Annotated in this window: 17 protein-coding genes and 1 tRNA gene; 6 read left to right on the top strand and 12 right to left on the bottom strand. The window is 62.5% G+C overall.

The features are described 5' to 3' along the window. The 3 genes from ACCC94_RS16945 to ACCC94_RS16935 form a co-directional block, all read left to right on the top strand. Positions 1–1,146 (top strand): glycoside hydrolase family 19 protein (locus tag ACCC94_RS16945; protein WP_413350632.1); only part of this gene is annotated, 1,146 nt, incomplete at its 5' end. Beyond that, positions 1,143–1,727: a hypothetical protein gene (locus tag ACCC94_RS16940; RefSeq protein WP_413350631.1), complete on the top strand. Its 585-nt coding sequence runs from the start codon at positions 1,143–1,145 to the stop codon at positions 1,725–1,727. The genes ACCC94_RS16945 and ACCC94_RS16940, both read left to right, overlap by 4 nt. An 11-nt stretch (positions 1,728–1,738) precedes the next feature. Continuing rightward, entirely contained in the window at positions 1,739–2,185 is a 447-nt protein-coding gene (locus ACCC94_RS16935; RefSeq protein WP_413350630.1) for an XAC2610-related protein, read from the top strand. 152 nt (positions 2,186–2,337) lie between these two features. Here the strand turns inward: ACCC94_RS16935 and ACCC94_RS16930 are convergent, their stop codons facing one another. The 3 genes from ACCC94_RS16930 to ACCC94_RS16920 all read right to left on the bottom strand — a co-directional run bounded on the left by ACCC94_RS16930 (position 2,338) and on the right by ACCC94_RS16920 (position 5,668). Beyond that, the gene (locus ACCC94_RS16930) at positions 2,338–3,189 is read right to left on the bottom strand and encodes a mechanosensitive ion channel family protein (protein WP_413350629.1); all 852 of its coding nucleotides are present in this window, start codon (positions 3,187–3,189) and stop codon (positions 2,338–2,340) included. Positions 3,190–3,299: 110 nt separating this feature from the next. Further along, entirely contained in the window at positions 3,300–4,424 is a 1,125-nt protein-coding gene (locus ACCC94_RS16925; RefSeq protein WP_413350627.1) for an SO2930 family diheme c-type cytochrome, read from the bottom strand. Further along, positions 4,421–5,668 (bottom strand): parallel beta-helix domain-containing protein, encoded by a 1,248-nt coding sequence (locus ACCC94_RS16920; protein ID WP_413350626.1) that lies wholly within the window; start codon positions 5,666–5,668, stop codon positions 4,421–4,423. Before ACCC94_RS16920 ends, ACCC94_RS16925 begins: the two co-directional genes overlap by 4 nt. A gap of 177 nt (positions 5,669–5,845) precedes the next feature. Here ACCC94_RS16920 and ACCC94_RS16915 point away from each other — a divergent pair, with 177 nt between their 5' ends. Beyond that, the gene (locus ACCC94_RS16915) at positions 5,846–6,256 is read left to right on the top strand and encodes a bacteriohemerythrin (protein ID WP_413350625.1); all 411 of its coding nucleotides are present in this window, start codon (positions 5,846–5,848) and stop codon (positions 6,254–6,256) included. A gap of 36 nt (positions 6,257–6,292) precedes the next feature. Here ACCC94_RS16915 and ACCC94_RS16910 read toward each other — a convergent pair whose 3' ends face one another. Then, on the bottom strand, positions 6,293–8,542 hold the full coding sequence (locus ACCC94_RS16910) for a YgiQ family radical SAM protein (protein ID WP_413350624.1): 2,250 nt from the start codon (positions 8,540–8,542) through the stop codon (positions 6,293–6,295). Between the two features lie 231 nt (positions 8,543–8,773). On the opposite strand from ACCC94_RS16910, the gene ACCC94_RS16905 reads away from it, so the two are divergent. Continuing rightward, on the top strand, positions 8,774–10,651 hold the full coding sequence (locus tag ACCC94_RS16905) for a diguanylate cyclase domain-containing protein (RefSeq protein WP_413350623.1): 1,878 nt from the start codon (positions 8,774–8,776) through the stop codon (positions 10,649–10,651). Here the strand turns inward: ACCC94_RS16905 and alr are convergent, their stop codons facing one another. The 8 genes from alr to rnr all read right to left on the bottom strand — a co-directional run bounded on the left by alr (position 10,652) and on the right by rnr (position 19,120). Beyond that, positions 10,652–11,728 (bottom strand): alanine racemase, encoded by a 1,077-nt coding sequence (alr, locus tag ACCC94_RS16900; protein WP_413350622.1) that lies wholly within the window; start codon positions 11,726–11,728, stop codon positions 10,652–10,654. Between the two features lie 68 nt (positions 11,729–11,796). Further along, the gene (dnaB, locus tag ACCC94_RS16895; RefSeq protein ID WP_192434111.1) at positions 11,797–13,191 is read right to left on the bottom strand and encodes a replicative DNA helicase; all 1,395 of its coding nucleotides are present in this window, start codon (positions 13,189–13,191) and stop codon (positions 11,797–11,799) included. 142 nt (positions 13,192–13,333) lie between these two features. Further along, positions 13,334–13,780, bottom strand: coding sequence for a 50S ribosomal protein L9 (rplI, locus tag ACCC94_RS16890; RefSeq protein WP_017518273.1), 447 nt, complete (start codon positions 13,778–13,780; stop codon positions 13,334–13,336). Positions 13,781–13,801: 21 nt separating this feature from the next. Further along, positions 13,802–14,671 (bottom strand): hypothetical protein, encoded by an 870-nt coding sequence (locus ACCC94_RS16885; RefSeq protein WP_413350621.1) that lies wholly within the window; start codon positions 14,669–14,671, stop codon positions 13,802–13,804. Positions 14,672–14,705: 34 nt separating this feature from the next. Continuing rightward, entirely contained in the window at positions 14,706–14,936 is a 231-nt protein-coding gene (gene rpsR / locus ACCC94_RS16880) for a 30S ribosomal protein S18 (RefSeq protein WP_003095634.1), read from the bottom strand. 29 nt (positions 14,937–14,965) lie between these two features. Then, entirely contained in the window at positions 14,966–15,382 is a 417-nt protein-coding gene (gene rpsF, locus ACCC94_RS16875; protein ID WP_015479136.1) for a 30S ribosomal protein S6, read from the bottom strand. 259 nt (positions 15,383–15,641) lie between these two features. Then, complete coding sequence (gene rlmB, locus ACCC94_RS16870) at positions 15,642–16,394, bottom strand: 23S rRNA (guanosine(2251)-2'-O)-methyltransferase RlmB (protein WP_045216244.1); 753 nt, start codon at positions 16,392–16,394, stop codon at positions 15,642–15,644. Next, on the bottom strand, positions 16,391–19,120 hold the full coding sequence (gene rnr / locus ACCC94_RS16865) for a ribonuclease R (protein ID WP_413350619.1): 2,730 nt from the start codon (positions 19,118–19,120) through the stop codon (positions 16,391–16,393). The genes rlmB and rnr overlap by 4 nt, the downstream gene beginning before the upstream one ends. 203 nt (positions 19,121–19,323) lie before the next feature. Between rnr and ACCC94_RS16860 the strand changes: the two genes are divergently transcribed. After that, positions 19,324–19,410: transfer RNA gene (locus ACCC94_RS16860), tRNA-Leu, on the top strand. Positions 19,411–19,632: the final 222 nt, after the last annotated feature.

Below are 19,632 nucleotides of genomic sequence, written 5' to 3'. Positions count from 1 at the left end.
TCCCTCACCGGCCCCCGGCCCCGCCACCCCGATGCAGTCAGCATCGCCATTTCTGCGGAGTACGACGGACTTCCGGAGGGAGACAAGCTCCGGTTGTCCGAGCAGTACGTCGCCGAGCGGGAGCTGAATACCGCCAGGCTCGTTGACTCCCAAGCACAAGGCACGCTCAAGCGCCTGATCTGCAAATTCCCTACCGAATGGGCGCGCGATGATTTCAACGCGCGCTATGACTGGCTATTGAAAGTCGCGGAGGGTGGGCCTATGTCGGAGGATGACTTCAAGGACCTTAAGAAGCATCAGGAGGCATTGGCGTTTTGGGAAGAGGCCAACTTAACGGATATAGAAAGCAAGCATTGGCGCTTTCCACCGAAGGATTTTATATCACACCTGAGAACATGTGGATGGTTAAGCAAAATTGAAATGGCTCAATTATTACCAGCCACAGGATTAAATCTCAACTACGAATCAGCTTTGAGAAATATTTCAACTGGAAACTCAACCAACACCCAGATAATGCCTGGAACAATGTGGATATCTTTAAACAAAACAAGATCGAAATACTTAATAAACACGCCTTTGCGCACAGCTCATTTCTGGGGGCAAATCGTCCAAGAAACTGATGGTATGCAGACCGTAAGAGAGTACGCTAGTGGGGCAGCATACGAGGGGCGTGCCGATCTGGGCAACATCAATCCGGGGGATGGTGTCAGATTTAGAGGAAGAGGTGTAATTCAGGTAACAGGAAGAGTCGGCTACACGAACTACCAGAGATTCCGGAGATTAGACTTCACTTCCGAGCCAAATCAACTATTACTCCAATCAAACAGCTACGTTGCATCTGATGCATCGGGATATTACTGGACAGCGGAAAAAACTAGGGATCGAGTATCAAACCCTCCGGGGAGCCCGCACCCATACTCTTGGATTCTAGATGGAAAGATAAACATAAACACGAGAGCCGATAGAGTGACATTCTCAACCATGAGCGACATTGATGCTGTTAGGGCGGATGTACTGAACGTTACCCGGCAAGTAAACCGTGCAGCGCTACACTTAGACAATCGCATCCGGTACTTCAAACACGCATACAAAGATCTAAGCGATGATACGATCACAACACTTCCTGGCGGAAACATAAGAAAATGAGATTAACCCTTCTGATCGCGACCTCACTGACATCAATTATTCTTCATGCCGCCAATAACTCAACAATAGAAACCAATCACTCATACGATCTAAAAAAAACCTGTGGATTTTCATTGAAGTCCGATAAGAAACTACTACACGGAGCCGACGTATGCACCTTACTATACGAATCGAGCCCTATATCTGGAATGATCTTCGCCGAAAGCAATGCCAACATAAACTCTGGAGTAATCAAGGGAAGTAAAATCCCGAAAGGCTCCACATATCCTCAAAGAGAATCATACAGCGATGACGCAAGGGACTTCACGCAATCAATCATAAGCAAAGAAAAATACAAACCACAAAAAGCCTTCCCCGGCAGCAACATACGCATTACCAGACTAAAAGTAACATACATTAAAGAAGACCCCAACTCAGAAAGATCAGAATACACCTCCAAGACATATGAATGCATAGACGGAATAGTAAAAGGAAAACTAGAAAGCATAGTTATCTCTCTTTGCGAGCCTGAGCCTCTAAGAAAAACCGTCCCCAACAACGACTGGAGACTGAAGCTAATAAATACCTTAAAAACAGAGTAAGCACTGACATCATGATGAATGTAAAAACAATAGCTCTAGCAGGTTCTATCCTCGCCGCGACTGCTACAACATCCACCAACGCAGAGATCATTGACTTCTTTCCGTCAGGCGACAACAAAACCACGATAAAAATAAAGAATAACGAAGTAGAGATAGTCAACGGAGACAAGCTAGAGAAGAAAATAGAATTTGACACAGAAAAAACATTAAATATAGAAATTTACGACTATGATTTTGATAAAAATCTAGACTTTTCCATATGGCATTCTGACGATGGAAAGGGAGTATACGACATATACAGAATTTTCTTGTACAACAAAAAAACAAAAACATTCGTCGAAGCACAATCAAAATGTGGAGATGAATTTATAAACGTGAAAATAGATAAAAAAACAAAGGCAATTGCAAGCACAATCTTTGAAGATAACACCCCGAAAACCTGCCACACAAAGCTATAAAAAAGGGGACAGATTTATTTTCTGGTCTTCTACTTCAGCCAGTCACTGAGAATTTCCCCCTTTAAAAATCCCCCCCTTTGCGCACTTCCAGAATGTCAGCATTTGAAATGCAAAAGGCCACCTCTCGGTGGCCTTTGTAGGATCTGGCTCCGTTAGCCGTTCGCCGACTGCTGCACGATCACCGTCTGCGCCGGCATCGGTGCCGGGAAGTCGGTGCCCAGGGCTTCCTTGATGGTGCGGTTGGTGTCGAAATAGACCTGCCAGTAGTTGTCGTTGTGGCAGTACGGACGCACCGCCAGCACCGGGCCGACGAGGTTGAACTCGAGGATTTCCACATCCACCGGCGGGTCGCTCAGCACGTTGGGGATCGCCGCGATGCGCTGCTTGAGTACCGCAGCAGCAGCCTGGTAGTCAGCAGCGCCGGAGAGCTGCGCCTTGAGGTCTACGCGGCGGAAGGTGTTGTGGCTGAAGTTCTGGATGGTGTCGCCGAAGATCTTGTTGTTCCCCACCAGGGTCAGGACGTTGTCCGGAGTGTTGATGGCGGTGGCGAACAGGCCGATCTCCTTCACGGTGCCGGTGACGCCGCCGGCGGAGACGAAGTCGCCGACCTTGAACGGCCGCAGGACGATGATGAAGCCGCCGGCCGCGAGGTTGGCCAGCAGGCCGGACCAGGCCATGCCGATGGCCAGGCCGATGGCGGCGATCAGCGCGGCGAGGCTGGTGGTCTGCACGCCGAAGTAGCCGAGGATGCCGACGACCAGGAGGATGTTCAGGGTGACGGTGATGAAGGAGCCGACGTAGCGCAGCACCGTCGGGTCGACGCTCTGCCTGGCCAATGCCTTCTCCACCAGGCCGACCGCGAAGCTGATCAGCCAGCGGCCGAGGACCCAGAAGAGAATGGCGACGAGAATCTTCACACCGAAGGCGAGCGCGTACTGCGAAACCGTCGCCCACAGTGCGTTGAACTTCTCCGTACCCACATTGATGATGTTCGTATCGTCCATGGAAGCGCACCTGCGAGGGAAAGGGACCAGATGAACGCTAGCACGCCCCTGGCCGTTTGCTCGGTACAGCGCGCAGCCCAGAGCCCTGGCGGGCTCCGGGCCTCATTCCACTAGCAGCCGCCGGGCAGCGAGGCGATCCAGCGGTCGAGCAGTTCCAGCCCTTCGCGGTGCACCAGGGTGCGGCCCAGCTCGGGCATCATGTCGCCCGGCTTGTCGCTGCCGACGCGGTAGCTGAGTACCGACTTGTCCGGGCTGCCGGGATGGATGTCTTCCAGCCGCCCACCGGTGCCGCCGCCCGCCGCCACCGGCGGTTTGCAGAGGCCGTAGGCGATGGAGACCGGCGTGTGCGGGTCGAGGTAGAGACCCGAGGTGCGCGCCGCGCCCTTGGGGTTGTGGCAGTGGGAGCAGTTGGCGTCGAGGTAGCTGCGCGCCTGTTTCTCCAGGTCCTCGCCGGGACGCGGATGCCCCCACAAAGCGTTCTGCGGCACCTGCGCCAGCGCCGGCAGCCCCTTGAGGAAGCCGCGCGCCTGCCAGTGCTGCAGCTGGTTCTCGCTGCCACCTGCGTAGGCGAAGTCCTTGTTCAGGTGCCGCGCCTTGGGGCCCAGCGGAGCGATACCGCCGCCCTTCTGCTCGGCGTGGCATTCGGAGCACTGGTTGGCGTCCGGCACCATGTAGGTGAAGGCGGTCTTCTTGCCGTCCGCGGCGGTCAGCTCCAGCGCCGGACTGTCGCCGGCGAGCTCCAGGGTCGCTTCGCTCTGGTCGGCATTCCACACATAGGGCAGCGCCGCCCAGCCGCCCTTCTGCCGCACCAGCACGCGGGTTTCCACCAGGTGGACCTTGCCCATGTCCAGCCCGGCCTTGGGATCGCGGTCGTCCTGGCTGTTCTGCAGCAGGTTGCCCTGGGCGTCCTTCGGGTAATAGAAGGTCTTGGTCAGCACGGTGCCGACGGGGTAGTCGAAGCGGTCCTCGGCGTACTGCGCCGACTGCCCATCGGGCATCCACAGGGTGCGCAGCTTGTGCGCGTAGTCGGTGAACAGCGGGGTGTTCAGGTCATAGGGCAGCACCTCGGCGGACGGTGTCAGGTGGCCGTCCGCCAGGTGCAGCATGCCCCAGCCACTGAGCTTTTCCGGATAGTCGTCGCCTTCGGGCTGGTAACGCGGCTTGCTCTCCTGCCCGCACCCGGCCATCAACATGGCCAAGGCGAGCGACAACAGGAACGAAGCGGGTTTGATCATGCCTTGTTGCCTTTTTCACCCAGGCCGGCCTGTTCGATCTTCGGCAGCGGCTTGAGCTTGCACTGGTGCGAGCTCATGTCGGTGCTGATGTTCTTGTAGCCGTTGGGGCCGTCGACGTTGACGATGCCGGCGTTGCCGTTGTCGATGCAGATGGCCAGGGCTTCGGGCAGCTTGCCGTCGACCAGTTTCTTGTCGTTGAAGTAGCCGTCCCAGAGGATGTCCGGCAGGCGCCCGGTGAGACCGAACTTGGCGACCTTGAGCGCTTTCAGCTCCAGGTGGTCGGGGCTGTCGCCGCCGGGGCCGAAGGTGTTGCCGTGGATGAAGATGCCTTCGGGATAGGGGTCGAAGTTCGGCTGGGTGGCCTTGTCCGAGTAGTTGGTGCTGAAGTAGCTGCTGATGATGACGTTGGCGGTCTTGTGGTTGCCGATCCTGTTGTTGAAGATCTCCACGTCGTCGTTGGAGTTCACCACCACGCCCGAGCCCGCCGGCACGCTGGCCACCGGTGTGCCCTTGTGGCCGAAGTTCTCGTGGTTGTTGCCCTGCACGTCGTTGTCGAAGACGCGTGTGCCGCGCCCCGGCTGCTGCAGGTTGGGCATGTTGAAGACGAGGATGCCGCCGGTGTTGTCGGTGGCGACGTTGTTGTAGACGTCGGCGCCGATGGTGTTCTCGATCTCGATGCCGGCGACGTTGCGCTCGGCGCGGTTGTTGCGAACGATCACGTTGCGCGACTGGCCGACGTAGATGCCCGAGTCGGACGCGCCGATGGCGACGTTGCCTTCGAGCAGGGTGTTCTCGGTCTGCACCGGGTAGATGCCGTAGCCGCCGTTATCGGTCGAGGCGCCGTTGGTCCACTCGGTGCGGATGTTGCGGATGACGATGTTCTTGCCGCCGATGACCTTCAGCCCGTCGCCCTTGGTGTCCTCGATGGCGAGGTTCTCCAGGGTGAAGTCGGAGGCGTCGACGAACAGGCCCTCGGCGCCGGCCTTCTGGTTCTTGAAGCTGAGGATGGTCTTGTCCATCCCGGCGCCGCGGATGGTCACGCCGTCCACTTTCAGGCTCAGGCTGCGGTCCAGGTGGTAGGTGCCGGCGGGAATGTCGATGACATCGCCAGCCTTGGCCTTGATCAGGCGGGCCTGCAGGTCCTTCTGGAAATCCGCACTGACCGCGGCGCTGGGCTTGTCGCCTTCGCCGCAGGCGGCCAGGGCAATGGAGAGGGCGAGAAGGGATAGGGTTGCGAGACGCATGGCGGGCTCCGGTCTTGTTCTTATGATATGGAACTATGGTACCAGTTGAGCCCGAGAATACTCCTACACCCCGCGCCACGCCAGTCCTTCAGACACTTCGCACTTTGATTGATTGATGTCACTGCTGGCCGATGGCGGATCGGGATGATCTGCGCATCCAACCCAAGGAGTGCACGGATGAGCTTCATGCCCTGGAACGACGACTTCGTGATCGGAATCGAGCGGATCGACCAGCAGCACCGCTGGCTGGTCGACCTCACCAATGCGCTGTACGACAACCTCGACGGCGCCGAGGGCACGGGCCAGCCGATCGGCGAACTGCTGGAGCAACTGGTGGAGTACACGATGAACCACTTCATCGTCGAGGAAGTGCTGTTCCAGCGCCTGGGTTATCCGGGGGAAGAGGCGCACCGCGCCGAGCACGACCGCTTCAACCGGCAGATCATCGACCTGCTCTATCGCCACGAGGATGGCGAGGCGGTGTCGCTGGAGGCGCTGGAGCTGCTCAAGGACTGGCTGACCCACCACATCCTCAAGGTCGACAAGGCCTACGTGGGCTTCTTCCAGCAAAAAGGCGTGACCGCTTAGCGGGCACGCCTTTTTTCACAGCACAGGGCAGACGGATCAGCGCGGGATGTTCGGCTGCCGCTTGGTGGTGCGCTTCTTGCCCTTGGCGTAGCCGCTGGCCTTGCCTTCCTCGGCCTTGTTCCAGGGCTTGGAGCCATTGCTGGCGCGCGGCGGCAGCCCGGTGTGCTGGGTCAGCAGCGGCTTGCCGGCCTTCTTGCTGCCGGCCGGGGTGGAGTTCTTGCGGCGTGCGCTCTGGTACTCGTCGGTCTGCGGCTGGTAGGTCGGGATCAGGTGGTGCTTGCCGTTGCCGATCAGATCGGCGCGGCCCATGCGCTCCAGGGCCTCGCGCAGCATCGGCCAGCCCTTCGGGTCGTGGTAGCGCAGGAAGGCCTTGTGCAGGCGGCGCTGCTGGTCGCTCTTGACGATGGTCACGCCGTCGCTCTTGTAGGTCACCTTGCGCAGCGGGTTCTTGCCCGAGTGGTACATGGCGGTGGCGCTGGCCATCGGCGAGGGATAGAAGGCCTGCACCTGGTCCGCGCGGAAGCCGTTGCGCTTGAGCCACAGGGCGAGGTTCATCATGTCCTCGTCGGTGGTGCCCGGGTGCGCCGCGATGAAGTACGGGATCAGGTACTGCTCCTTGCCCGCCTCCTTGGAGAACTTCTCGAACATGCGCTTGAAGGCATCGTAGGTGCCGATGCCCGGCTTCATCATCTTCGACAGCGGACCTTCCTCGGTGTGCTCCGGGGCGATCTTCAGGTAGCCGCCGACGTGGTGCGTGACCAGCTCCTTGACGTATTCCGGGGATTCCACGGCGAGGTCATAGCGCAGGCCGGAAGCGATCAGGATCTTCTTCACCCCCGGCAGGGCGCGGGCCTTGCGGTACAGCTCGATGAGCGAGGAATGGTCGGTATTGAGGTTCTCGCAGATGCCCGGCCACACGCAGGACGGCTTGCGGCAGTGACGCTCAATCTCCGGGTCCTTGCAGGCGATGCGGTACATGTTGGCGGTCGGCCCGCCCAGGTCGGAGACGACCCCGGTGAAGCCCGGCACCTTCTTCATTTCCTCGATCTCGGCGAGGATCGACTCGTGGGAACGGTTCTGGATGATCCGCCCCTCGTGCTCGGTGATGGAGCAGAAGGTGCAGCCGCCGAAGCAGCCACGCATGATGTTCACCGAGAAACGGATCATCTCGTAGGCCGGGATCTTTTCCTTGCCGTACGCCGGGTGCGGCACGCGCGCATAGGGCATGCCGAACACGTAGTCCATTTCCTCGGTGCTCATCGGGATGGGCGGCGGGTTGAACCACACGTCCACCTCGCCATGCTTCTGCACCAGGGCGCGGGCGTTGCCGGGGTTGGTCTCCAGGTGCAGCACGCGGTTGGCGTGGGCGTAGAGGACCGCGTCGCTGCGGACCTTTTCGAACGATGGCAGGCGGATCACTGTGCGCTCGCGCTCCAGGCGCGGGTGAGCCAGCAGTTGCACGACCTTGGCTTCGTTCGGGTCTTCCTGCTCGCCCTTCTCCTGCTCGATGGCGCAGGCGGCGGTGTCCTGGGTGTTCACGTAGGGGTTGATGATCTTGTCGACCTTGCCCGGACGGTCGATACGGGTAGAGTCCACCTCGAACCAGCCCTCGGGAGTGTCGCGGCGCACGAAGGCGGTGCCGCGCACGTCGGTGATCTGCTCGACCGACTGGCCGGCGGCCAGGCGCTGGGCGATCTCCACCACGGCACGCTCGGCGTTGCCGTACAGCAGGATGTCGGCGGTGGCGTCCATCAGGATGGAGCGGCGTACCTTGTCCTGCCAGTAGTCGTAGTGGGCGATGCGGCGCAGCGAGGCCTCGATGCCGCCGAGCACCACCGGCGTCTCGCTGTAGGCTTCCTTGCAGCGCTGGCTGTAGACCAGGCTGGCGCGATCCGGGCGCTTGCCGGCAAGGCCGCCCGGGGTATAGGCGTCATCGCTGCGGATCTTCTTGTCCGCGGTGTAGCGGTTGATCATCGAGTCCATGTTGCCCGCCGCCACGCCGAAGAACAGGTTCGGCTGGCCGAGCTTCATGAAGTCGTCCTTCGAGCGCCAGTCCGGCTGGGCAATGATGCCCACGCGGAAACCCTGGGCTTCCAGCAGGCGGCCGATGATGGCCATGCCGAACGACGGATGGTCGACGTAGGCATCCCCGGTGACGATGATGATGTCGCAGGAATCCCAGCCCAGCTGATCCATCTCTTCCCTGCTCATGGGCAGGAACGGCGCCGGGCCGAAACACTCGGCCCAGAACTTGGGATAATCGAACAGCGGCTTGGCGGCTTGCATCACGGGCACCGGGTATCTCTGAGTAGGAATCGCGGAAAAACGCGGGCGCGGAATATAGCACAAAAAATGTACAAATCCGACCAGCGAGCTCAGATTTAGGCGGTAATTCAGGTGGGAGGCGGCCAGCGATTTAACCGGCGCACGGTAGATTACCGATGCCATCATCTGGCTATACTTCAGCCACTATCCGCAGTACGCCTGGCCACCGGCCAGGGCCAGGGAGTGCCTGTCGTGCGTCGTGCTTTCGTGCTGTTGCTTACCCTGCTGTTCTGCCATGCGGCGCTGGCCTTCGAACTGGACGACAAGGCCAGCGGCGCCTGGCTCAACGATCACCTCGAACTGCTGCAGGAACGTGACGGCCCGCTGTCGCTGGACGCCGTAAGGGCCAGCCACGACTTCGTGCCGGCCAATGGCCGCACCAGCGTCGGCCAGAGCCCCGAAGGCTGGTGGCTGCGCCTGGACCTGGACCGCCGCAGCACCCCGCCCGGCGGCTGGTGGCTGGAAGTGGACGCGGTCAACCTGAAGGACTTGCGTCTCTACATGCCCGACGAGCGGGGCGTCTACCGCGAAACGCTCTCCGGCGAGGCCGTGCCCTTCGCCCAGGGCCGCGACCGCGACTACCGCCGCCCGGTCTTCCACCTGCCCGATGGAAGCGGCCCGGTGCGTATCTATGCCCGCGCCTACGATCCGGCCGGCAACTCCTTCCCGCTGCGCATCTGGTCGCTGGACGACCTGCAGGACCATCGCGCCGATACCAGCCTGGTCCTCGGCTTCATCTACGGCCTGATCGCCGCGCTGCTGCTGTACAACCTGTTCATCCTGCTGACCCTGCACGACCCGGCGTACTTCTGGTACGTGCTGACCACCGCCAGCGCGCTGCTGTTCAGCCTGGGGATGAGCGGCCACGGCTTCGAGTACTTCTGGCCGGACCAGCCGGTGCCGTGGTGGCTGGACCGCATCACCCTGCCCTCGCTCTGGGGGCTGTGCGTACACCGCTTCACCATCACCCTGCTGCAGACCCGCCGCCACGTGCGCTGGTCGCACTGGCTGCTGAACCTGAACTGCGCGCTGTACGCGCTGACCATCGTCCTCGGCGCGCTGGGATTGCGCGGCGTGGCGGGATGGATGCTGGTGCTGATCACCCTGATCGGCGTGCCGGCGGCCCTGGGCGGCGCCCTGGTACGCTGGCGCCAGGGTTCGTTCCCGGCCTTCCTCTACCTGCTCGGCTTCGGCCTGGTGCTGACCAGCGTGAGCATTTCCGTGCTGCGCGCCACCGGCGTGGTGCAACCTTCGCCGCTGACGTCGTACATCTTCCCCATCGCCGTGGCCATGGAGTCGGTGCTGTTCTCCTTCGCCCTCACCTCGCGCATCCAGGGCCTCAAGCGCGAGCGCGCGCAGGCGCTGGAACAGGCGGACCGGGAGAAGAGCGCGCGCCTCACCCTGATGCAGAGTGCCCAGCACGACCTGGCGAAAGCCGTGGCCGAACGCACCGCCGAGCTCACCCAGAGCAACCAGTTGCTGCGCGAGCGCGAAGTGCAGTTGCAGCACGCGGCTCACTACGACCCGCTGACCGGCCTGCCGAACCGCCGCTATCTGGTGGAACACGCCGAGCATGCGCTGGCCAACGCCCAGCAGAACGGCGAGACCCTGGCCCTGATGCTGATCGACCTCGACCACTTCAAACCGATCAACGACAGCCACGGCCACGATGCCGGCGACTTCATGCTGCAGAACGTCGGCAACCGCCTGCGCCAGTGCGTGCGCGGCAGCGACTGCGTGGCGCGCCTGGGCGGCGACGAATTCGCGGCGCTGATCTCGGGTCCCGATGCCGAAGGCCATGCCAAGGAAATCGCTTGCCGCATCCTCAACGAGCTGTCGCGCCCGGTGCGTTTCGACAGCCTGGAGCTGCGCGTCACGCCGAGCATTGGCGTGGCGATCTACCCCAGCCACGCGATGCAGTTCAGCAAGCTCTACAAGGCCGCGGACCAGGCGCTCTACGACGTGAAGGGCAACGGCCGGGCGGCCTACGCCATGGCCAGCGAGGCCGGCGGCGAAACCAGCGAGCTCTGGCTGGAAAGCGAACGCCTGGAAAGCGAAGACCGCGCCTGATCAGCTGCGGTAGCGGCGCGGCACGCGGGCAGTGACCTTGGTCAGCAGCTCGTAGCCGATGGTCCCGGCGTGGGCCGCCACCTCGTCCACCGGCAGGTTGGCGCCCCACAGTTCGACGCGGGCGCCCACCGCCGCGCTGGGCAGGTCGGTCAGGTCCACCGCCAGCATGTCCATCGACACGCGCCCGGCCAACGGCGCGCGCAGGCCATCCACCAGCACTGGCGTGCCGCTCGGGGCGTGACGTGGATAGCCATCGGCATAACCGCAACTGACAGTGCCGATACGCGACGGCCGCTCGGCCACCCAGGTCGCGCCGTAGCCCACGCTCTCGCCTACCGCCACCTCGCGCACGGCGATCAGTTGCGCCTCCAGGCTCATGGCCGGGCGCAGGCCCAGCTCGGCGGCGCCGATGTCGGCGAAGGGCGTGGCGCCATAGAGCATGATGCCGGGACGAACCCAGTCCATGTGCGCGGCGGGAATGGTCAGCACGGCGGCGGAGTTGGCCAGCGAGCGCAGGTCGAAATCCAGGTCCAGCACGCTGAGGAAGCAGGCGACCTGGTCTTCGGTCAGTTCGTCGCCGCGCACGTCGGCATTGGCGAAGTGGCTCATCAGGTTCAGCTCGGCCACCTGCGGCGCCTGGCGCAGGCGCGGGTGCCAGTCGCGCAGGGCCTCGGGCGTGAAGCCCAGGCGGTGCATGCCGCTGTCCAGCTTCATCCACACGTTGAGCGCACCGGGCAGCTGCGCGGCGAGCAGCGCCTGGGCCTGCTCGGGGCCCTGCACCGCCACGTCCAGTCGCAGCTGGGCGGCGAGCAGGTATTCCGCCGGCTCGAAGCAGCCTTCCAGCAGCAGGATGCGGGCACCGGCATGCAGGGCGCGCACCTCGGCGGCCTCTTCCAGGCATGCCACGGCGAAGCCGTCCGCCTCGTCGTGCAGGCAGCTCACCACTTCCCGCGCGCCATGCCCGTAGGCGTTCGCCTTGACCACCGCGAAGGCTTCACGCCCCGGTGCGCAGCGCTTGGCGACGGCATAGTTGTGGCGAATGGCGGCTAGATCGACGTGGGCGACGAGCGGGCGCATGGCGGCCTCTGCAATGAAAACGGGCGCCTATCTTAAGGCGCCCGTCGGTCACGCGGAATGCGGCATCGTCACTCGTCTTCGAAGTTGTACATGCCGGGTGCGAGGTTCTCGAAACGGCTGTAGCGGCCGAGGAAGGCCACCCGCACCGTGCCGATGGGGCCGTTACGCTGCTTGCCGAGGATGATCTCGGCGACGCCCTTGAACTCGGTTTCCGGGTGATACACCTCGTCGCGGTAGACGAACATGATCACGTCGGCGTCCTGCTCGATCGCTCCGGATTCCCGCAGGTCGGAGTTGACCGGGCGCTTGTTGGGGCGCTGTTCGAGCGAGCGGTTGAGCTGCGAGAGCGCCACCACCGGGCAGTTGAATTCCTTCGCCAGCGCCTTCAGCGAACGGGAAATCTCGGAAATCTCGTTGGTCCGGTTGTCGCCGGCGGAACCGGGGATCTGCATCAGTTGCAGGTAGTCGACCATGATCATGCCGATCTCGCCATGCTCGCGGGCCAGGCGGCGGGTCCGCGCGCGCATTTCCGAGGGCGAGATGCCGGCGGTGTCGTCGATGAACAGCTTGCGGTCGCTGAGCAGGTTCACCGCCGAGGTCAGGCGCGGCCAATCCTCGTCGTCCAGCTTGCCGGTACGCACCTTGGTCTGGTCGATGCGGCCGAGCGAGGCGAGCATACGCATCACGATGGAGTCGGAAGGCATCTCCAGGGAATACACCAGGATCGCCTTGTCGCTGCGCATCAGGGCGTTCTCCACCAGGTTCATGGCGAAGGTGGTCTTACCCATGGACGGACGGCCGGCGACGATGATCAGGTCGGAGGGCTGCAGGCCGCTGGTCTTCTCGTCGAGGTCGGTGAAGCCGGTGGTGATACCGGTCAGCGCGTCCGAGGTATTGAACAGGTGGTCGATGCGGTCGATGGTCTTGACCAGGATGTCGCCGATGCCCACCGGACCGCCGGTCTTGGGGCGCGCTTCGGCGATCTCGAAGATCTTGCGCTCGGCTTCGTCGAGCACTTCGTTGGCGCTGCGTCCTTCGGGGTTGAAGGCGCTGTCGGCGATGTCGCTGCTGATGCCGATCAGCTGCCGCAAGGTGGCGCGCTCGCGGATGATGCCCGCGTAGGCCTTGATGTTCGCCACCGAAGGCGTGTTCTTCGCCAGCTCCGCGAGGTATGCCAGGCCACCCACCTGGGACAGCTGCCCTTCGCGCTCGAGCTGCTCGGACAGGGTCACCACGTCGATCGGCTGGTTGGCTTCGGCGAGCTTGTAGACGGCGCGGAAGATCAGGCGATGGTCATGGCGGTAGAAGTCGCCATCGGACACGGCATCGGAGACACGCTCCCAGGCGTTGTTGTCGAGCATCAGGCCGCCCAGCACCGCCTGTTCGGCTTCGATCGAGTGCGGCGGCACCTTGAGGGAAGCGGTCTGCAGGTCGTATTGCTCGGGGATGGTGATGTCGTTCATGGGTTCTTCGTGTCGGCTCTTCGCAGGAGAGAATCAAACGGCGGAAAAACAAAGGGCACGGACCGAGGATCGGTACCGTGCCCATTGTTATTGGACTGATTCACCCAGGCAAGCTGTGTGAATCGTCCTAGCGACGGATCGCTTACTCGGCGACTACAACCACGTGCAGGGTTGCATCAACATCCATGTGCAGTTGCACTTCGATGTTGTATTCGCCTACAGCGCGCAGGGCGCCGTCGGGCAGGCGAACTTCGCTCTTTTCCAGCGGGTAGCCGGCAGCCGAAACGGCGTCGGCGATGTCGCGGGTGCCGATCGAACCGAACAGTTTGCCTTCGTCGCCAGCGTGGGCGCCGATGGTCACGATCAGTTCGGACAGCTGGGCAGCACGAGCTTCGGCAGCGGCTTTTTTCTCAGCAGCGGCTTTTTCCAGCTCTGCACGGCGCTCTTCGAAAGCAGCGACGTTGGCAGCGGTGGCAGCAGTGGCTTTGCCCTGCGGCAGCAGGTAGTTACGAGCGTAACCGCCCTTTACGTTCAGCTTGTCGCCCAGGTTGCCCAGTTTGGCGATCTTTTCCAGCAGGATGACTTCCATTTGAGTCTTACCTCTTAACTTTTAACCTTCACCGTTCGCAGCTTTCTGGCGCTTGGCCAGACGACCGCGAAAATCAAACAGACTGTCGACTACGGCGACAAGACAGATCACATTGCCCAGTACGAATACCAGCAGGTACAGCGGTGCCAGCCAGAAGCCCGGAAGCCTCTTCAGCGCGGCCAGGCCGTGCCCCAGTGCGATCCCGGCGAACAGCAGCGGGATCATGCACAGCGGCGCCAGCATGGTGGCCGCGGGCCCTGCGAAGGGCAGTGCCACAACGCCGACCAGCAGCGCTACAGCCGTGCCCGGCGACAGGCGCAGTGCGCGGAACTCGCGGCCAAACCCTTCCGGGTTGAACAGTACTGCTTGCCAATAACGCGCCAGCATCAGGCACAACAGGCTGATCGTCTGCAGCGAGGCTGCCATCAGGCCGGTGATGGTCGGAACCATCTCCGCCTGCAGGGCGGCCATCTGTTCCGGCGAAAGCTTGGCTTCGGCCAGAACCTGCGGCAGCGCCTTGCCGAATGCATCGGCAAGACCTGCGACCAACCCGGCCGACACCGTGCTTAGCAGCAGCACGAACACCGCACCGAGCACAACGCTCGCCAGCATCACCTGGTTCCAGGACACCTTGCTGCGCAGAACCTGCGCCAGCACGGCACTACCCATCAGAACCAGACTCACGCTGGGGTCACCCAGGTACCACCAGGCCAGTGCCGGAAGCAGCGCCCAGGCCAGGATGCCAAAGGCATCACTCGGACCACGGCGCAACAGCACCAGACTGCCTGCTGCAGCACCGAGCCAGAACAACGGCTGCAGTACCGCGGCTGCGACGACCACCAGGGTCGCCTGCATGCGGCCTCGCATGACAAATTCAGCCAATGCGCGCATGCGATCTATCCATCAATTCCTGTCGACTGCCCGATCAACGGCCGTGGCTGTCGGTGTAGGGAAGCAGGGCCAGGTAGCGGGCGCGCTTGATTGCGGTCGCCAGCTGACGCTGGTACTTGGCCTTGGTGCCGGTGATACGGCTCGGAACGATCTTGCCGGTTTCGGAAACGTAGGCCTTCAGGGTGTTGAGATCCTTGTAATCGATCTCTTTCACGCCTTCAGCGGTGAAACGGCAGAACTTACGACGACGGAAGAAACGTGCCATGTGTGTGGCTCCTCAATACTGGTCCGGGATTACTCGTCAGCGCTGTCGCGGCTATCTTCGCCGTCAGCGGACTCGCCCTCGTTCGATTCGGGACGCTCACGGCGCTCGCGGCGCTCGTTGCGGCTCTCTTCGGCCTTCAGCATTTCGGACTGGCCGGTAACGGCTTCGTCGCGACGGATGACCATGTTACGGATCACGGCGTCGTTGTAACGGAAGTTGTCTTCCATTTCTGCCAGGGCCTTGGCGGTGCACTCGACGTTCATCAGAACGTAGTGAGCCTTGTGCACGTTGTTGATGGCGTAAGCCAGCTGACGACGGCCCCAGTCTTCCAGACGGTGGACTTTGCCGCCGTCTTCTTCGATGGCCTTGGTGTAACGCTCGACCATGCCACCGACTTGTTCGCTCTGGTCCGGGTGAACCAGGAACACGATTTCGTAATGACGCATAAATGCTCCTTACGGATTGCAGCCTGCCGACAAAGCGGTCAGACAAGGAGTGAATGATTTTTTCCTTGCCACTCGGGAGGACGCGCGAACGCCTGCCCGGACGACAAGGGCCGACATTCTAGAGAAGGGGGGAAGGTGGCGCAAGGAAATTGACGATTATTTGAACAGCCGGCTCTTCGTAGGAGCGAGCTTGCTCGCGAACAGGATCGACACCGTGCCGTCCCGGTTCGCGAGCAAGCTCGCTCCTACAAGAGCATCGTCAGGCGCCGGCCTTGAGCTGGCGCTGCCGAACGATCTCGAACAGGCACACGCCCGTGGCCACCGAGACGTTCAGGCTGCTGACGCTGCCCTGCATCGGCAGCTTGGCCAGGTAGTCGCAGTGATCGCGGGTCAGGCGGCGCATGCCCTTGCCCTCGGCGCCCATCACCAACACCGTCGGCCCGGTGAGGTCGAGTTCGTAGAGCATCTGGGTGGCCTCGCCGGCGGTGCCGACGATCCACAGGCCACGCTGCTGGAGTTTCTCCAGCGTGCGCGCGAGGTTGGTCACCGCCACCAGCGGGATGACTTCGGCAGCGCCGCAAGCCACTTTACGAACCGTGGCGTTGAGGGTGGCGGACTTGTCCTTCGGCACGATGACCGCCAGCGCGCCCGCCGCATCGGCGGTGCGCAGGCAGGCGCCGAGGTTGTGCGGATCGGTCACACCATCGAGCACCAGCAGCAGTGCCGGGCCGGCGGAGCGCTCCAGCAGCTCCTCCAGCATGTTCTCGCCCCACACCTGGCTCGGGCTGACCTCGGCGACCACGCCCTGGTGCACGCCCTCGGCCCATTCGTCCAGTTCCTTGCGGTCGCGCGTACCCACCGGCACGCGCGCCTGGCCAGCCAGCTCTACCAGCGCCTGCACCCGCGGGTCCTGACGGCCTTCGGCCAGCCACAGCTGCTTGACCCGCTTCGGGTGATGGCGCAACAAAGCTTCTACGGCATGGACCCCGTAGACCTGTTCCCACTGACTCATTTCTTCGCCTTACGCTTGCTGGCCGGCGCGCCGCCAGTGGCACCCGCCTTGGGCGCAGCAGAACCCTTGCGGTGCTTGGTCGGCTTGGCGGACCGGGCTTTCTGTTTCGACGGATTGCGAGGTTTCCCCGCGGCGGGCGCGCCCTTGCCTTTGCCAGCCGCCGGCTTGTTGCCGCCGACCTTAGCTTCGTCGAGCAGCGCCTTCTTCACCTCGCGGCTCTTGCGCACGTCGGTGTTGCCGAGCATTTCCTCGGCCTTGGCGAGCATCTCCGGCGCCACCGACGGCAGGGCCTGGACCACCCCGACCTTACGCTTGCGCGGCTGCACGGCAACATCCGGGGCGAGGTACGGATCGTCCGCGACGGCACGCGCAGCCTTGGCTGGTTTGTCTTTCGCGGCCGCGCCCTTGGGCGCCTTGCCCTTGGCCGCTTTACCCTTGGCGACCGGCTCAGGCTTCTCGCCGCGTTTCTTGCGGCCGATGGGCGCGCTGAGCACGTTGTCGGAGAGTTCGAAATCGATCTTGCGCTCGTCCAGGTCGACGCGCGCCACGACCACTTCCACGGTGTCGCCCAGGCGGAAGCTGCGACCCGTGCGCTCACCGCTCAGGCGATGGTGCACCGCATCGAAGTGGTAGTAGTCGCCCGGCAGCGCGGTAACGTGCACCAGGCCTTCCACATAGATGTCGCTCAGCTCGACGAAGATGCCGAAGCCGGTCACCGCGGTGATCACGCCGGGGAAGGTCTCGCCCACGCGCTCGCGCATGAACTCGCACTTCAGCCAGTTGGTGACATCGCGGGTCGCCTCGTCGGCACGGCGCTCGGTCATCGAGCACTGCTCGCCCAGCTGGGCCAGACGCGCCTCGTCGTACGGATAGATACGCGCCTTGGGCATGCTGGCGGCACCGGCGCGCTGCACGTGCTCGGAGGCCGCCTTGGAGCGGATCAGGCTGCGGATGGCGCGGTGGGTCAGCAAATCCGGATAACGGCGGATCGGCGAGGTGAAGTGGGTGTAGGCCTCGTAGTTCAGGCCGAAGTGGCCGGCGTTCTCGGGGCTGTACACCGCCTGGCTCAGCGAGCGCAGCATCACTGTTTGAATGAGTTGCAGGTCCGGGCGGCCCTGGATCGACTCCAGCAGCTTCTGGTAATCCGCCGGGGTCGGGTCGCCCTTGCCGCGATAGAGCGTCAGGCCAAGTTCGCCGAGGAACTGGCGCAGGTTGTTCAGCTTTTCCTGCGGCGGGCCGTCGTGGACGCGGTAGAGCGCGGGAATCGCATGCTTCTCGAGGAACTTGGCAGTGGCGACGTTGGCCGCCAGCATGCATTCCTCGATGAGCTTGTGTGCGTCGTTGCGCTGGGTCGGGCGGATTTCCGAGATCTTGCGGTCCGCGCCGAAGACGATGCGGGTTTCCTGGGTCTCGAAATCGATCGCCCCGCGCACGTGGCGCGCGCCGACCAGAACCTTGTACAGGTCATAGAGCGTATTGAGGTGCGGCACCACCGCCGGCAGCTGCTCCTTCAGGCGCTGGCCTTCGGGGCTGTCCGGCGTCTCCAGGTACTGGCTGACCTTGGTGTAGGTCAGGCGCGCATGGGAATGGATGACTGCCTCATAGAACTGGTAGTCGGTCATCTTGCCGGCCTTGGAGAGATTCATCTCGCAGACCATGGCCAGGCGATCGACCAGCGGGTTCAGGGAGCACAGGCCGTTGGAGAGAATCTCCGGCAGCATCGGGATCACGCGCTCGGGGAAGTACACCGAGTTGCCGCGCTTGGCTGCCTCCTCATCCAGGGCCGAACCGACCTTCACATAATGAGAGACGTCGGCGATGGCGACGAACAGCTTCCAGCCGCCACCCTTGCGCTTCTCGGCGTAGACCGCGTCGTCGAAGTCGCGGGCGTCCTCGCCGTCGATGGTGACGAAAGGCAGGGCACGCAGGTCGACGCGTTTCTCCTTGTCCTTCTCCAGCACCTCGGGCTTGAGCTTGGCCGCTTCCTTCTCCACGGCCTCGGGCCAGGTATGGGGAATGTCGTAGCTGCGCAGGGCGACTTCGATTTCCATGCCCGGCGCCATGTAGTCGCCGAGCACTTCCACCACCTCGCCCTGGGCCTGGCGATGCACATTCGGCCAGACGTCGATGCGCACCTGGACGAACTGGTTGTGCTTCGCCTTGCCGGCCTTGCCCGGCGGAATCAGGACTTCCTGCTGGATCTTCGGGTTGTCGGCGACGACCGTGCCGATACCGCTCTCGTCGAAGTAGCGACCCACGATGGTCTCGTGGGCGCGCTCGACCACTTCTACTATTGCGCCTTCGCGGCGACCACGGCGGTCGAAGCCGGACACGCGCGCCAGGGCGCGGTCGCCGTCGAATACCAGGCGCATCTGCGTCGGGCTGAGGAACAGGTCATCGCTGCCGTCATCGGGGATCAGGAAGCCGAAGCCGTCGCGGTGGCCGGCGATGCGCCCAAGGATCAGGTCGAGCTTGTCCACCGGCGCATAGGCGCCACGGCGGGTATAGATGAGCTGGCCGTCGCGCTCCATGGCGCGCAGTCGGCGGCGCAGCGCTTCTTCCTGCTCTTCGCCGGAGAGGCCGAGCTCATCGAGCAACTGGGCCCGCGTCGCGGGGGCGCCGCGCTCGGCGAGATGCGCCAGGATGAGCTCACGGCTGGGGATGGGGTTGTCGTATTTTTCCGCCTCGCGGGCGGCCTCGGGATCGAGGTTTTGCCAATCGGCCATTAAAGTGCGGTCACCTTATATAGGGGTATGGTTCGCCATCTGCTTATTGAAGCGCGAAATCCGCTTGTCGGTCAGCTTCGGGCAAGAATAAATTTTTTATCGCATCAGGGGTTTACAAGCTAAAAGGGGCTCCGTATAGTTCGCGCCCACAGCGTCAGACAGACGTTGTAACACGGAAACGATGAGCGATCATCGACTCCAGTGCCCAGGTGGCGGAATTGGTAGACGCACTAGGTTCAGGTCCTAGCGGTGGCAACACCGTGGAAGTTCGAGTCTTCTCCTGGGCACCACTTATTCAAGGATAAAGTCAGTCGCTGACAGGCTTTATCAGGCGGGTTCGGAACCCTGATAACCGAACAATAGACCGCCAGATGCAACCAAGGGTTGCATCACCGCAAGACGATGAGCGATCATCGCACCCCATGCTGAAAAGCATGCCCAGGTGGCGGAATTGGTAGACGCACTAGGTTCAGGTCCTAGCGGTGGCAACACCGTGGAAGTTCGAGTCTTCT

It is taken from the genome of Pseudomonas sp. Pseusp97 (assembly GCF_047304025.1).
Lineage (GTDB): Bacteria > Pseudomonadota > Gammaproteobacteria > Pseudomonadales > Pseudomonadaceae > Pseudomonas.
Note: the sequence above shows the minus strand (reverse complement) of the source record. Positions and strands in the feature narration are given on the sequence as shown.